The sequence below is a fragment of the Eudoraea chungangensis genome, assembly GCF_029360665.1.
Taxonomy (GTDB): domain Bacteria; phylum Bacteroidota; class Bacteroidia; order Flavobacteriales; family Flavobacteriaceae; genus Eudoraea; species Eudoraea chungangensis.
In genome coordinates this window covers 806,237-822,113 of record NZ_JARDUB010000001.1, presented here as the reverse complement: position 1 = coordinate 822,113, position 15,877 = coordinate 806,237, and the positions used below count along the sequence as shown (strand labels likewise).

Sequence of the window (15,877 nt, the reverse complement as noted above, 5' to 3'; positions counted from 1 at the left end):
TATCTTTGGGGGCATGTTGTTTAAGGATATAATCTCTGATTTACGCGTTCAACAATACCTCACGAATAGTGCCGATAATGGTAGAATTGCTCATGCGCAACTTTTTGTGGGTCCAGAGGGCAGCGGCAAACTGATGATGGCTCTCAGTTATGCACAATACGTGCTATGTAATAATAAACATGGAGAGAATTTACCTCTCGAAACCACCTGTAACATAAAATGTGACGCCTTAATTCATCCAGATTTGCACTTTGCCTTTCCAGTTTCAAATTCGGCCAAAGTAAAATCGCATGCAATAAGTGATCATTATATCGCCGATTGGCGAAATTTTCTAAAAGAGCAGCCGTATGGCAATCTGTTTGATTGGTATAGATTTATTGGAATTGAAAAGAAGCAGGGACAAATTGGAGTAGATGAAGCGCAAAGCATTGTCAAGAAACTAAGCCTTAAATCTTATGAAGGAGGATTTAAAGTGATCATTATATGGATGGCGGAAACATTAAATTCCCCTGCGTCAAATAAATTGCTCAAACTAATTGAAGAACCCCCGGATAAAACTCTTTTTATTTTAATAACGGAAAATACGGATCGAATTTTACCAACAATAAGGTCTAGATGTCAAATCGTTCAATTTTCGAAACTTCCAGAAGCCAAAATAAAACACGCCTTAATAAATCAGGGCCTTGAAGAAAATGAAGCAATTTCAGTTGCACACGAATCTGATGGTAATTTTAATAAGGCTTTAGATCTTATGAATATGGATTCAGAAGATCTCATTTTTGAAAAATGGTTTGTTGAATGGGTACGCACGGCCTTTCGGGCTAAAGGAAACAAATCTGTGGTTCATGATTTAATTCTATGGAGTGAAGAAGTTGCCAAAACAGGTAGAGAGGTTCAAAAAAAGTTTCTCCATTTTTGCATTGGGATAATCCGGCAAGCCCTACTTAAAAATTATGGTGCCGATAAGTTAGTTTTTGTTAAGATTCATGTAGAGGGTTTTGACCTGGCCAAATTTGCTCCCTATATTCATGAGAATAACGTTCTAAGTATTATTGAAGAACTAGAAAATGCTCTTTACCATATTGAAAGAAACGGAAATGCCAAAATAATTATGACTGATCTTAGCATAAAACTAACCAGGCTACTACATAAAAAACCCGATGAATTAAAACTCGGATAAAATACTACAACTTAGCTTGGCTAACTTAATTTAAGTTGCCGCTAACTAAAAAAGACTGGATCTAATCTAGCCAGCAAAATTATGAAAGATTAGTTGCTCTGATAGTTGGCGTTTAATATTTTAAGAATATCATCTGTAACATTGTCGCCATCACTTCCATAAAGAACACTACCACCATCTCCTCCCGTAAGGATGTATGAATAACCGTTTGTTTTGCCATAGTTCTTTACCTGTTTTCTTACTTTAGATATTAAACTATCCATCTCTGTCTGGCCTTGTTGTTGCAATTGTTGTTCTTCTTGTTGTAATTGCTGCCCTATAAACTGACCTTTTTGCTGTAATACTCCATATTCTTCTTGGGCTTTCTCCTGACTTAGACCTTTTGATTTTACTTGAAACGCCTGAGCTTCTATTTGGAATGCTTGAGAAATACTATCTCGTTTTTTTGCCAATGCTTCTGTTTTGCTTTGGTATTTTGTTTCAATATCAATTTTTTCCTGATACTCATTCATAAGCCTAACATTATCAACGTACCCCATTTTGGTTTGTTCACAAGAAAAAATTCCAAAAACAAACACCACTAACAAAAGATTTTTCATAATTAATTATTTTGAGGGGCAAAAATACAAAAGGTTTTTACATTAGAATACAAATATTTTGGGAAGTACTATATGCTAGCTATTCACCCTTAATCAATTTAATAATTTTTATCTATAGTAAATTTATTTTTAATAATTTTAATTTATTCCGAATGAGTGAATAACCGCCCTTATGCGCCTTGATATAAATGCTTAGGAGGCAAGTAACTCTTAAGTGGTAGAAATGCTCTTATATAGCTTTTAAGGCCTATTCTCTCCTTTGCAGCACATATTGCATGGAAGAGTACTCTCCTGTTATAAGCCCATTTAAATTGGATCGGAGACCCTGATAGATTGCTTTGATATAATTAGACCTTCCGGTTTTATACTTTTCGGACAATAGAGAAATATAAAACGCATCAAAGACCATTGGTTTGGTTAATACAAGCTCAAAGTCATGACGTTCAAATAACTTGATTATGCTGGATTTAGAAAAATGAGACAAATGTCTGGGAACATCGAAGGCTGCCCAATATTCTTTATAATGCAGAGCATCCAAGGATTTGAAATTGGGAACGGCTATTACAAGGCATCCTCCATTTGCCACCAGTCCTGTTAATTTTTTTGCAACCTCATTCAAATTTGGCATATGTTCCAACACATGCCAAAGCGTAACAGCGTCATATTGCCTATCCGCTAATTCTTCCAAAGATTTAAATACTTGGATGTCTTTTTTCTTTGCTATGCTTCTAGCCTTTTCATTTGGTTCCATTCCAGAAACCTCCCAACCCATCATTTTTAGTTTAGAAACAAAATACCCAGTTCCAGTACCTATATCTAGAAGATTGCCCTTGTCGCCAATAACACTTTTAACAAGCCTTACTTTTCTGTGAAAATTAATACTTTTTACAAAGAAATACAGTTTTCCCATAAACGTATTATCCCGGTCATTATGAGAAATATACTCTTCATGATCATAATATTTCTCAATTTGTTTAGGCTGTGGATGCGTAATCAACATATCCTTTTCTTTATCCCACAAGAGCTCAAACTCTTCTTTACTTACTAAGAAATCTCTTGCCTTTAGATAGGGATCAACGCCGTTCATTTGAATTTCTGCTTTAAAGTTCTCTTTGAGTCTCTATGAATTGTTTCACGTGGAACATTAAAATTTTACCTGCCTAAGTAAACCAAAAGAACACTTATATCGCTTGGGGAAACACCGCTAATTCGTGAAGCCTGGGCAATATTAACCGGTCTAATTTTTTCTAACTTTTCTTGCGCTTCAAAGGACAATGAACGTACTCGTTTGTAATCGAAACTCAGCGGTATATTTACATCTTCGAGTCTTTTCATTTTATTAACATTTGCCCGTTCTTTATCAATATAACCCGAATACTTAACCTGTATTTCTGCTTGCTCTAACACATCATTAGACACCTCATTAAGCTCAACATAGTCTTTCACGGATTCCACCTTCATCATGTCAGACAAAGACACCCTTGGTCTGGCAAATATTTTAAACATTTTTCCTGACTGATTAATAGGGGCCGAATCTACCTTATCCAAAATTGGGTTAATGATTTCCGGTTTAACGCTTGTCTTTCTAAAAAAGTCGACTAATTCTGATGAATTTTTTTCTTTTTGTCTCATTAGCTGCAACCTTTCTTCTGTGGCTAGTCCAATCTCATAACTTCTTGGGGTTAAGCGTAAGTCGGCATTGTCCTGACGCAACAAGGTTCTGTACTCAGCCCGAGATGTAAACATTCTATAGGGCTCCTCGGTGCCCTTTGTTATTAAATCATCAATTAATACACCTATATATGCCTCATCTCTATTTAAAACAAAGGATTCTTTTTCGTGTATTTTTAAATGCGCATTTATTCCTGCCATTAGCCCTTGAGAAGCAGCTTCCTCATAGCCCGTTGTTCCATTTATCTGCCCTGCAAAATAAAGATTATCCACAATTTTAGTCTCAAGACTGTGCTTTAGCTGCGTTGGAGGAAAATAATCATATTCAATGGCGTATCCAGGTCTAAAGAACTTAACTTTCTCAAAGCCCTTTACACTCCGCAGCGCCTTAAACTGTACATCCTCAGGTAATGATGTAGAAAATCCATTAACATAAACCTCAACGGTGTTCCATCCTTCTGGTTCTACAAAGATCTGATGGCTATCCTTATCAGAAAACCTATTAATTTTATCCTCTATTGACGGACAATATCTTGGACCAATACTCTGTATTCTCCCATTAAACATTGGAGACCTATCAAATCCTTCTTTTAATAAATCGTGTACTTCAGCATTTGTATGTGTAAGATAACAATCCCTCTGTTTTTTTAAAATATTTGATTTGAGATAGGAGAATTTTCCTGGATTGACATCCCCAGGCTGCACAATCATTTTCTTATAATCCAGAGAACGACCGTCCACCCTAGGAGGTGTACCCGTTTTCATTCTACCATTTTCAAACCCCAAGTTAATTAACTGCTCCGTTATACCTGTGGCCGCTCTTTCGCCAGCCCTGCCACCCCCAAAGTTTTTATCACCAATATGAATCAACCCATTTAAAAAAGTCCCATTGGTTAGTACCACAGCTTTGGAAATTATATCCACTCCCAAAGATGTCCTAACACCTACGAGCTTGTTCTTCTTAACTAGTAAACTAGTTACCATCTCCTGATAGAAATCTACATTTGGGGTTCTTTCTAATGCCAAGCGCCATTCTTCCGCAAACATCATTCTATCATTTTGTGATCTTGGACTCCACATAGCGGGCCCTTTGGACTTATTCAACATTTTAAATTGAATTGCCGACTTATCCGTAACAACCGCACTATATCCACCTAAGGCGTCAATTTCCCTTACAATCTGTCCTTTGGCAATCCCGCCCATTGCAGGGTTACATGACATTTGTCCAATATTCTGTAAGTTCATGGTAACCAACAGGGTCTTTGATCCCAAATTTGCTGCAGCAGCAGCAGCTTCTGCCCCTGCATGGCCTCCTCCAACCACTATTACGTCGTACTCTTTATCAAACATAATTATTGTTCCACGTGAAACATTTTCAATGCTTTTTCCTCTTTTGCCCGCATTTCGCGTTTACTTGTACTTGTTCCATCCTGATAGCCCATTAAATGCAGTACTCCATGAGCCATAACCCTCCTTAATTCCTCAATAAACTGCACTCCATAAATTCTGGAATTCTCCTTTACCCTGTCTAATGAAATCAGAATATCTCCACTTAATTTGTCCCCCACAGAATAATCGAATGTTATTATATCTGTGTAATAATCATGATCAAGGTGCTCTCTATTAATTTCTAGAAGATAGTCATCATTGCATAAGATAAAACATATATCCCCATCTGTCTTATCCTCACTCGTCAATAAACTAATAACCCAATCAGTATATTTCTTCTCGAAAACAATCGTTTCCGTTGTTTTATTGTGATATTCTATCATTAATCTGGAAATAGTCTCGCACCTTTTTTTGGTAAAATTGCTGCAAAGGTAAGGCTTGTCTCATTAATAACTCAATTTCCCTTGTCTTAATATTTTCTCCTCCATACTCCCCCTTCATACTATTCCTTTCCGTACTTCTGGAGGTCACGGCCTCTCTTTCTTGTTTCTTGCCTTGCTTCATAGCCGCATCTTCCAACTTCAATAATTCGTGTTCAATATAATTTGCTCTATTCATTGTACGTGATGTATACCCCTGTTCGAGAATTTCTTTCTGAAATTGCTCCATTTGTCTTAATACCTTTCTTGCAATTTCTTTGTCCTTAGGGTTCATCATATCTTCTAACTGTTCTTCTAACCTATTTTTTATCAATTCCTGTTCCTTGTAAATCTCAAATAACTCCTCAAAACCTTCTTCTTCACCAGCGTTTTCACCACCATTACCAGAGCCTGTTTTCCCCTTACTGCTATTTCCCTGGCCATCTCCACCTTTTCCATTTTGACCACTTTTTCCGCCTTTATTTCCTTCTCCTTCATTACCCTCTTGACCATCTTTACCAGAATTACCTTTCCCTCCGCTTCCACCTTCATTTCCATTTTTTCCGGCATTTCCTTCTTTGCCTGAATCTCCCTGACTTCCTTCCTTACCCTCTTTCCCTAACTGCTTCATTTTACCATTTAATCCAGACTGACCCTGAATAATATCCGGCAACTGAAAGCCTTCTTTGGACTCCCCGCTCCCAGCACCAGACTTCATACTCATTTGCATATTATCCAGAACATTGGCAAGAAAATCTGCCAAGCTATTTGACGCGTTAATGGTGTATTGCTGGTAGGCGGCAGCCTGGTATAGCTTATTATCTGACATCATCTCTAAAGACTTTTCCATATTATAATAAGAATCTGTTATCTGCTCATTCACAAACTCCGACAACTCAGCCCTTCGAAGAGATAATGCAAACAAACTATCGTCTACATGCTCAAATAAACCACGTAATTCACTTTGCTTTTTAACATTAGCGGACTGAAAGGTGCCACTATCCCCAGTAATCTTTACCCTATCATACAATCTCTCTTGTTCTAAAGAGAACTCCAGTAAATTTTCAAGAATTTGTCTAAGCATTTGTGCATCTTCCGCCATTCCATCCGACGAATCAGAGCTACTTGACTCCAGAGATTTGCTTAATTCCTTTAGTTTCTCTCCAGCACTTTTTTGTTTTAAATTTTCTGAGCCTTCTTCTTCAGGACTTGAATCTTCCTCATATTCACCTTGCTTTTCCATCAACTCCATAGCTCTTCTCTGATCCTTATTTATGCCATCCTGCAACTCCTTCATATTTTCTATACCAATTGGTTTATTCAATTCAGCATCGTCCTTTGTTAACCCTTCTAGTTCCCTGCTTAATTCTTTAAATTTATCACTAAGCTTTTTCTGCAAGTCCATTTCAGCCATCCTATCTTTCTTAGCAGATAACGCAATCTGTTCCTCAGAAAGTTTTTCAAATTCTCTTGATAGCTGAGCGGCCTTTTCCGTTACATAATACTTTTTGGTCAGTTCTAAAATTTGTTTAAGATTCCGGTTGCTATTCTGTTGTTTCTTGGCTACCTCTTCCAATTTTTTCGTCAGTTCTTCCTTGCTGATCTTATCTGCAACTTTCTCCAACTCTTTAAGCAACTCTTTATTCCTTTTAGCCTCTAACTCCTCTCTTTCCAGCCTTTCTTGCAAGAGCTTGTTCAAAGGATTATCACTATTTACATCTTCTAGATTCTTGCGTAAGTCTCTACTTAGTTTTTCCGTTCTTGCCTCTTGTATTTCCTCTTCCTTTAACAGCTCCTTTAATTCACGCCTTGTATTATAATCTAACTCACTATTCTCCTTTTCCTTACTGTTGAACCTATCTAACTCCTTTTCCTGACTATCCTTATCTTTCAATGATTCCTGCCAGTTGTCTATAATTTTTTCATTTGTCTCTAAATCCCTCTTCACTCTTTCCTCCCTGCTCAGCAATCTGGTGGTAAAAACTTTTGACTTTGCCTTCTTACTCCCATTTACACCATCATTATCAGAGACTTCAAAATAATAGGAGTAATCTTGTCCTTCATCTAGCTCAAGTCCACTAGGAAAAACATAATCATAACCCCTATAATTGCTTCTTGGTGTGTCCAGTATCACCTCTCGAACCCGGTCTTCTGAATTACTTGGAAAATACTTAAGTACAATGCTATTTATCAAATAATCATCCTGTGCCTCTAATTCGTACGTTATATTATACGCATTAAGGGTATCTCGTATTTCAGTAACCTTTAACACGGGAAAATCATCCTTTATTGTTTCTATCTGATAGGCCAATTTTTCATATTTTGGCGCATTTCTATTAGATACCTCTATACTATATTCTAAATTACTAACCAATGTCTTTTTTAAGGCATATTCTTTTCCATTTGGTTCAAAAACAAACCTCTCGCTGCCCGTAACTATGGATACCTCATCTGTATTTATACCCACAACTTTCCAATGAACACTAGTTCCCTCCGGAATAAGTGCATTCCCTGTACCTGTAACTATCTCATCTGCTTTTCCCGTATAATCCGGGTAATCTAGCTCTATCTCAAACCCTTCAATTGTCGGTACTTTTAAAACTACTAGCTCATACTCTTTAGACTGAATATTATTAGCAATCAGTGAAAATTTCTGTGTTTCAAAAGGAGGTACAAAAATAAACTCGTGATAGTTATCTTTTTTTGTAAGTAGTAAGTGGTTATCGTCCAGTTCAATATAAATTTCTTCTGGTTTAACAGTACCCGTGGTATATACCTGTAATGCAAAAGTTTGCTTTTCAAGAGTACTTAGCTCTTCGGTTAGCAGCCTAAACTGAAATGGAGCCGGGGGCTCATAGGCCAAATCGTAATGCAGCACCCTTTCGTAAGTACTCGTAAATGCCTTTAAACTTCCAGACAACCAAATTAAAATCAATACAAAAACAGGAATTAAAACATACCTAAATGATCTAAGAGAATCCTTTATTTGAATTGCCTTGGTAAAGCCAAAAACACGCAAATCCTCGGATCGCTGTATTATACTAGCTTGCAGCAGTTCTGTCTTGTTATCATTCTCTGCGAGTTCCAATAGATTATAAAGTCTATCTCCTATTTCACTAAAATGCCTGCCTATTAATAAAGAAGCGTACTTGTCACTTATCCCCTTTTTAAGTTTGGTTATATAAAACAACGGAACTAGTATATAGCGCCATAAAAGCAAAAACTCCATGCCAACTAAAAAGGCGAACAGAACTAAACGACCCATAGAACTAAGCCAAAAGAAATACTCCACCCCTAAGACGCCTAGCAGAATCAGGAGACCGAAGGCAAGGAACAACAAACCCCCTTTAATTAACCTGTTCATATAAAACTTTAGGCTAAAAAGACGAAGTTTCTCTCTAATTTCTTGATAGCTACCCACCCGTGTTTAATTTACCTCCAAGATACTAGATAACTCACAATACCCTTTAAAACTTCTGTTAAAAAGAAGCTACTCCCGTTGAAGAGCTACTTTAAAAAAGCCAGATCTTATTCTGATATTTATCAAGTCTTCCTTTTAATTAAACAGCATATTACCGGTCTAAATAGGATTGGAGGCAAATATCTAGACTCTTGCTAAAAACTTTTTGCTTATAATTCTATCTTTGCGATCTAAATTAAAAATGCTATGCCCTTAAAACCTGTCAGAGTTCGTTTTGCGCCAAGTCCTACAGGACCCCTTCACATTGGTGGCCTAAGAACTGCCATTTATAATTATTTATATGCCAAGAAGCATGGAGGTGAGTTTATATTGCGCATTGAGGACACTGATAGGAAGAGATACGTTCAAGGAGCAGAGGACTATATTATTAGGGCTCTGGAGTGGATGAATATACCGTTTGACGAAGGGCCGGGAAAAGAAACCAACAATGCCTCATACCGACAAAGTGAAAGAAGCACCATATATAAGACTTATATTAAACAGCTTCTCGACAATGGCAAAGCCTATATTGCATTCGATTCTAGCGAGTCTCTTGATACTCATAGAAAGGAACATGAACTAAAGGGCAAAACCTTCATTTATAATTGGCATAACAGGAATAAACTAGATAACTCTTTGAACTTAAGTAAAGAAGAGGTTTCAAAGAGGCTTGAAAAAAATGTGCCTTATGTCGTGCGCTTTTTAAGCCCAGATAGTAAAAAACTAGTCCTTCATGATGTTATAAGAGGTACGATGGAAATAGATTCTTCCTTGCTTGACGATAAGATATTGTTCAAAAGTGATGGGATGCCAACTTATCATTTAGCCAATGTCGTAGACGACCATTTAATGGAAATATCACATGTGATAAGAGGGGAAGAGTGGCTGCCCTCATTAGCCCTTCATATTCTTTTATATGAAGCATTTGCTTGGGATCCTCCAATCTTTGCTCACCTACCTTTGATTCTTAAGCCGGAAGGGAAGGGTAAACTTAGTAAAAGAGATGGCGCCAAAGGTGGTTTTCCGGTCTTTCCTTTAGCGTGGGAAGATTCTATTGGGTATAAAGAAGAGGGATATTTTCCAGATGCTCTATTAAACTATCTATCCCTGCTTGGTTGGAATCCTGGTACGGATCAGGAAATATTTAACAAACAACAATTAATCTCCCTTTTTGAACTGGAGAGAGTCCATAAGGCCGGAGCACGTTTTGATCCAGAAAAAACTAAATGGTATAATCATGAGTATCTCCAGCATAGAACTCCTGCCGAATTAACCCAAGCTTTTTTACCTATTCTGCAATCACAGATAAAGGAAACCAGGGTGTTCAACCCAAGTGTAACATCTTCTCCTAAATATATAGAAACAACGTTAATACTACTTAAAGAACGAGCTACGTTTGTTAAAGACTTTTGGCCGTTAGGTGAATTCTTTTATCATACACCGGAGAGCTATAATGAAAAAGCCGTAAGAAAGCGTTGGAAACCTAATACCAACCTTCTATTAAAAGATTTGAATTCAGAATTCGAAAGGGTGGAAGATTTCTCCGCAAATCATTTAGAGGAACTAACCAAAAATTGGATAACGAAAAAGGAGTATTCATTTGGCGAAGTTATGCCTCCTTTGCGTTTGGCTATAGTTGGTGATCTTAAAGGTCCGCATTTATTCGACATAATGTCTGTAATTGGGAAAGAAGAAACTATTAGAAGAATTAACATGGCTATAGATAAATTGTAACAAAGTTGCAATTTATTCGACTCATTAATTACGTATCTTTATTTAATACTTAATTTTAATAAATCAACATGGGTAACTTCTTTCTAATTCCACTAATTATAATTGGATTCTTTATTTTCATTTCTTCTTTCTTTATTGTAAAGCAACAAACCGCTGTTGTAATTGAAAGATTTGGAAAATTTCACAGTATTCGAAATTCAGGGCTACAAATAAAGATACCCCTCGTTGATCGGATCGCCGCCAGACTGGGTCTAAAAATTCAACAACTAGACGTAATTGTTGAAACAAAAACGCTCGATGACGTTTTTGTAAAACTTAAAGTCTCTGTTCAATATGTTGTTATAAAAGAGAAGGTATATGAGGCGTTTTATAAATTAGAATATCCTCATGATCAAATAACTTCCTATGTTTTTGATGTGGTTCGAGCGGAAGTTCCCAAAATGAAGTTGGATGATGTTTTTGTAAAGAAAGATGATATTGCCATTGCAGTAAAATCTGAATTACAGGACGCCATGTTAGATTATGGTTATGACATTATTAAAACCTTAGTGACGGATATTGATCCCGATGCTCAAGTAAAAGAGGCCATGAACAGAATCAATGCGTCCGAGAGAGAAAAAATTGCGGCCCAGTTCGAAGGAGATGCTGCCAGAATTCTTATTGTTGAAAAGGCTAAAGCGGAAGCGGAAAGTAAAAGACTTCAAGGTCAAGGAATTGCCGACCAAAGAAGAGAAATTGCCCGAGGCCTGGAAGAATCTGTTGAAGTCTTAAACAAAGTTGGAATTAACTCTCAAGAAGCATCTGCTCTTATTGTTGTGACCCAACATTACGATACTTTGCAATCGATTGGCGAAGAAACTAACACCAACCTAATTTTATTGCCAAACTCTCCTCAGGCCGGAAGTGATATGCTTAATAATATGGTTGCCTCTTTTACTGCAAGTAATATGATTGGAGAATCTATGAAGAAACAAAATCCAAAAAAATAATTAAGACAAGAGTATAATATTTAATTTTTAGACCTGACCCTAGACCTAAGAGCTTCTAATCCCATTTAAGCGTTCTAAGAAGCATATTGAAGGTGTTGTGGCCCTTACTGTATGATTTTTTCTATAAAGCCAATAGACACCTCCCATTAAAGCCTGATAAATCGACAATTTGTATTGTATTTGTTTTTTATATAGAAAAAAACTATTCTAAGCTTTTTGCTGAATTTTCGCCCAAGTATCTCTCAAAGTTACCGTTCTATTAAACACCAATTTATTTTTGGTCGAATCTTTATCCACATTAAAATATCCCAATCTCTGGAATTGAAATCTTTCTTCTGGTTCGGCATCCACTATGCTAGGTTCAATGTACCCCGTAACCACTTTAAGCGAATCAGGATTAACAAACTCTAGAAAACTCTTCTCTTTATTTCCGTCTGGATTTTCGTCTGTAAACAGACGATCATAAATCCTTACTTCTGCCTCTATTGCGTGCTTAATAGATACCCAATGAAGTGTTCCTTTTACCTTGCGCAAGCTTTCTTCTGAACCACTACCACTTTTGCTTTTTGGATCGTAAGTGCATTGTACCTCTATAATGTTTCCATTTTCATCTTTCGTACAACTTTCTGCTTTTATGATATATCCGTTCTTTAATCTTACTTCTCCTCCAAGTTTTAATCTAAAGAACTTTCTGTTGGCCTCTTCTCTAAAATCCTCTTTCTCTATATAAAGCTCTTTAGAAAACGGTAATTTACGACTCCCAGCTGAAATATCTTCAGGATTGTTCTCCGCTAAAAGCCACTCTTCCTTATCTTCCGGGTAATTAGTAATTACCAACTTCAAAGGATTTAATACCGCCATTATTCTAGGCGCAATTTTGTTTAAATGTTCTCTAACATGGAACTCCAAAAGCGCAACATCCACTATATTCTCCCTTTTAGCTATCCCAATGGTCTCCACAAAACTTTTTATCGCTTCTGGCGTAAAGCCCCTTCTTCTCATTCCAGATATTGTTGGCATACGAGGATCGTCCCAGCCATTAACAATTCCATTATTTACCAATTCCAATAATTTTCTTTTACTTACAACCGTATGACTTAAGTTTCTTCGTGCAAATTCACGCTGTTTGGGTCTAATTCTCTCCGGTTCCACAACCTGATCTAAAAACCAATCATAAAGTTCTCTATGCGGAGCAAACTCTAATGTACATAAGGAATGTGTTACCGCCTCAATATAATCACTCTCTCCATGCGTCCAATCATACATTGGATAAATACACCAATCGGTATTAGTCCTGTGATGCGCTTTCTTAAGCACCCTGTACATGATAGGATCTCTCATAAGCATATTGCTAGAACTCATATCAATTTTAGCCCGCAGTACATGTTGTCCTTCCTCATAAACCCCATTCTTCATTCCCTCAAAAAGCTCTAAATTCTCAGCTATAGTTCTATTCCTATAAGGGCTATTAACACCAACCTTAGTAGGGGTGCCCTTTTGACTAGCCATTTCTTCCGAAGACTGACTATCGACGTAGGCCTTTCCTTTTTTTATTAATTCAATGGCCCAATCGTATAAAACTTGAAAATAATCAGAAGCATACCTTTCGGTATCCCATTTAAAACCTAACCACTCAATGTCTTTCTTTATAGCATCAACAAATTCTTGCTCCTCCTTTGCAGGGTTGGTGTCATCGAACCTTAGGTTCACTCCTGCGTTATACCTCAGACCAAGGCCAAAATTTAAGCAAATAGAGCTTGCGTGCCCAATATGTAAATAGCCATTAGGTTCCGGAGGAAATCTGAAGCGCAACTGGCTTTGTGGAAATCCGGCAGCCAAGTCTTCCTCAATGATATGTTCAATAAAATTTAGTGATTTTGAATCTTCTGCCATTTATCAAATTTTAAACGACAAATGTAGCAAAAATGACGTCAAGACGCCTAAAAATTAAAGCTTACCATGCAATAATCCTATTTCACAACATATTTAAAAGCTGCCACAACATTAAATTCTTACGGCTAATATTAAATGTCATATTTGTTTTTGAATACAAGACTCAATTTGCAAAATGCATTAGATATGCGGAAAAACAAATTTTTAACAGTAGCTATACGGTCTAGGCGTTTCCTGCCCAAGGAGATGACTAAACTGTAGTTCCCCAAAACTACCTCTACTTATGAAAACAAAACTATCCTCAAAATTGAAGCTTTACTATTCCATCCTATTTTTCCTAGGATGTTTACAAATTAATGCACAGGTATTAGACGCGCCAACGGCTGCACCAAATCAGACGCCTCCAATAGGCAGCTCTGCCTGGGACAAAGCCTGTGCAAGCAGCACTTTTAATGATTATTGGGTAAACTTTACCTGGAGCCCACCTTTAGTAAATAGCGATAATGAATTTATTCTTGAGCTATCTAATTCCTCCGGAAGTTTTGCCAGCGCTGTTGAACTAGCGCGAGATGCTACAAAGAATACCAATTTCGATTTCTTCTTTCAATTTACAATTCCCTCGAATATACGAGGAGAAGGTTATAAATTGCGTGTTAGAAGTACAAGTCCGGCAACCATTGGCGCAGAGTCTGTTGCTTTTTCTATGTACTTTATTGATGTCAACACGGGCCTTAGCCTGAGACAACAAGGTAATCCAGACTTCGGTGATGGTACCGCCCAAGTATGCGACGGAAACTCAATAACTTTAGAGGTTTATGATTTACCAAACGCAAATACCTATCAGTATAATTGGTATAGAAGCGGTACACCTCTTTCGGAGAAAACTTCTGCTATCACCGTTACCCAGGATGGCATGTATAACGTTGAAATAGACTATGGCAGCTGTTCTGGCTCAGGTAATACTCTTTCTAACATTATTGATGTAACCACAGGGGCAAGTCTCGGTGTTGCCATCAATCCACCGTCTAAGTCGGCCTTATGTTCTGGTGAAACACTTTCCTTAGAAGCCAATATAAATAATTCCAGTCTTACCTATTCATGGTTTAAAAATGGGGTTCTTATTCCGGCGTCAAATAGCTTTAATTATACGGTAGATGCATCTATTCCCGGCTTTGAAGGTGACTATGAAGTAGAAATATTTGGGCCCGGAACTTGTGTAGAAAGATCTCTTCCTATTACCATAACTAATGCAGGCAGCTTCACGGTAACAAGAATTAATCCGGAAGACATCGTTGTTTTACCTGGTCAGACTGAGGTCTTAAGTGTTTCCACAGATGCCACTTCACCAGTATATCAATGGTTTAGAGATGGCTCAGCAATTGCAGGAGCGACCTCTAATTCCTTAAACATAAACAATACTGAAGTGGGCGAATATTTTGCCAGAGTTTCGTTGTCTGGTGGCGCCTGTACTTCCACTTCTATTGATTCTGAAACTACAACTGTAGTTACGCCAGATTCTTTCGAACTACTAATAGACTACGCATCAGCCTATTCTGCCTGTGTAAACAATTCTATAGTACTGGAAGCCACTACGATTCTTGCAGTGGACCCCTCCGGAAATAGAATTGACGTAACTGCTTCCGTACTATCGGACTTTAGCTATGCCTGGTCACATAACGGAAGCCCAATTACGGGAAGTACTTCTTCTACAATTAGTTTGACGGATATTTCAGAAAATGGCACTTATAGCCTAAACGGTTCATTATCTACTTATAATGTAACGTCCAATAATCTTTCGGTACAGCTACTAGTTAACGAGTTACTTGAAATTAATAGTACTAGTCTGATAAGTTGCGGCCCGGCTGAACCAATAACCATTACCACAAATACTTCATTGACAGGAGAAACATTTTTTTGGACCCGAGATGGAGTAAATATTGAAAGTGTATCAGAGATATTAAGTGTTAGTACTCCTGGAATATACCAATTAGTACTAGACAGAAATGGTTGTTCTCTCATGTCGAACGAAATCGTGATAGGAACCTTAGATCCATCTCTCATTACATTAGACCCAGATTCTGACAATATTGTTTTTCCAGAAGGAACAAACAGAACAATATCCGCTAGTGGCGGAGATTCCTATAGATGGTTTGATGCACAGAATAATGAAATAGGAAATAGTTCTTCGGTAACTATAAGCGAAGACGGTTCTTATTTTCTAATCGCTACAATAGGAAATTGTGAGGTTACCAAGAATTTTACAGCAGAATATCTTGACACCTTTAAAATTCCTAACGTGATCACCGTAAATGGTGATGGAATTAATGACCAATGGATTATTCCAAATTCCTATTCAAACAAATCAGATATCAATGTCATAATATATAACAATTCAGGCCAAGAAATTCTTAATGAATTCAATTACAGAAACAACTGGCCAGAATCCTCAATGTCTTTTCCACAACAAAACATGGTGTTTTATTACAAAATTAAAGACGCCAGCGCTGTGTTAAAGCAGGGGACCATAACAATTATTCGTTAAC

The 15,877-nt window shown here is 37.3% G+C and carries 10 protein-coding genes; 4 read left to right on the top strand and 6 right to left on the bottom strand.

Annotation, left to right across the window (positions count from 1 at the left end; translation table 11 throughout):
- Nucleotides 1-13 precede the first annotated feature (13 nt).
- Nucleotides 14-1,180 carry a DNA polymerase III subunit gene (locus tag PXG98_RS03605; protein ID WP_276389041.1) on the top strand — a complete coding sequence of 389 codons (1,167 nt, stop codon included), beginning with the start codon at nucleotides 14-16 and terminating at the stop codon, nucleotides 1,178-1,180.
- Between the two features lie 89 nt (nucleotides 1,181-1,269).
- On the opposite strand, the gene PXG98_RS03600 is transcribed toward PXG98_RS03605, so the two are convergent.
- The 5 genes from PXG98_RS03600 to PXG98_RS03580 form a co-directional block, all read right to left on the bottom strand.
- Nucleotides 1,270-1,779 (bottom strand): OmpH/Skp family outer membrane protein, encoded by a 510-nt coding sequence (locus tag PXG98_RS03600; protein WP_276389040.1) that lies wholly within the window; start codon nucleotides 1,777-1,779, stop codon nucleotides 1,270-1,272.
- 247 nt (nucleotides 1,780-2,026) lie between these two features.
- The gene (locus PXG98_RS03595; RefSeq protein ID WP_276389039.1) at nucleotides 2,027-2,866 is read right to left on the bottom strand and encodes a class I SAM-dependent methyltransferase; all 840 of its coding nucleotides are present in this window, start codon (nucleotides 2,864-2,866) and stop codon (nucleotides 2,027-2,029) included.
- 65 nt (nucleotides 2,867-2,931) lie between these two features.
- A complete protein-coding gene (gene mnmG / locus PXG98_RS03590) occupies nucleotides 2,932-4,800 on the bottom strand; it encodes a tRNA uridine-5-carboxymethylaminomethyl(34) synthesis enzyme MnmG (RefSeq protein ID WP_276389038.1) in 1,869 nt (622 codons plus the stop codon).
- Between the two features lie 2 nt (nucleotides 4,801-4,802).
- Nucleotides 4,803-5,222, bottom strand: coding sequence for an rRNA maturation RNase YbeY (gene ybeY, locus PXG98_RS03585; RefSeq protein ID WP_276389037.1), 420 nt, complete (start codon nucleotides 5,220-5,222; stop codon nucleotides 4,803-4,805).
- Nucleotides 5,203-8,622 carry a hypothetical protein gene (locus PXG98_RS03580; RefSeq protein ID WP_276389036.1) on the bottom strand — a complete coding sequence of 1,140 codons (3,420 nt, stop codon included), beginning with the start codon at nucleotides 8,620-8,622 and terminating at the stop codon, nucleotides 5,203-5,205. Before PXG98_RS03580 ends, ybeY begins: the two co-directional genes overlap by 20 nt.
- A gap of 303 nt (nucleotides 8,623-8,925) precedes the next feature.
- On the opposite strand from PXG98_RS03580, the gene gltX reads away from it, so the two are divergent.
- Both gltX and PXG98_RS03570 read left to right on the top strand, forming a co-directional pair.
- On the top strand, nucleotides 8,926-10,452 hold the full coding sequence (gene gltX, locus PXG98_RS03575; RefSeq protein WP_276389035.1) for a glutamate--tRNA ligase: 1,527 nt from the start codon (nucleotides 8,926-8,928) through the stop codon (nucleotides 10,450-10,452).
- 68 nt (nucleotides 10,453-10,520) lie between these two features.
- Nucleotides 10,521-11,441, top strand: a complete 921-nt coding sequence (locus PXG98_RS03570; RefSeq protein ID WP_276389034.1) for an SPFH domain-containing protein — start codon at nucleotides 10,521-10,523, stop codon at nucleotides 11,439-11,441.
- A 207-nt stretch (nucleotides 11,442-11,648) separates the two neighbouring features.
- On the opposite strand, the gene PXG98_RS03565 is transcribed toward PXG98_RS03570, so the two are convergent.
- Nucleotides 11,649-13,334, bottom strand: coding sequence for a glutamine--tRNA ligase/YqeY domain fusion protein (locus PXG98_RS03565; RefSeq protein WP_276389033.1), 1,686 nt, complete (start codon nucleotides 13,332-13,334; stop codon nucleotides 11,649-11,651).
- A 283-nt stretch (nucleotides 13,335-13,617) separates the two neighbouring features.
- Here PXG98_RS03565 and PXG98_RS03560 point away from each other — a divergent pair, with 283 nt between their 5' ends.
- Nucleotides 13,618-15,876 carry a T9SS type B sorting domain-containing protein gene (locus PXG98_RS03560; RefSeq protein ID WP_276389032.1) on the top strand — a complete coding sequence of 753 codons (2,259 nt, stop codon included), beginning with the start codon at nucleotides 13,618-13,620 and terminating at the stop codon, nucleotides 15,874-15,876.
- The last annotated feature ends 1 nt before the right edge of the window (nucleotide 15,877 follow it).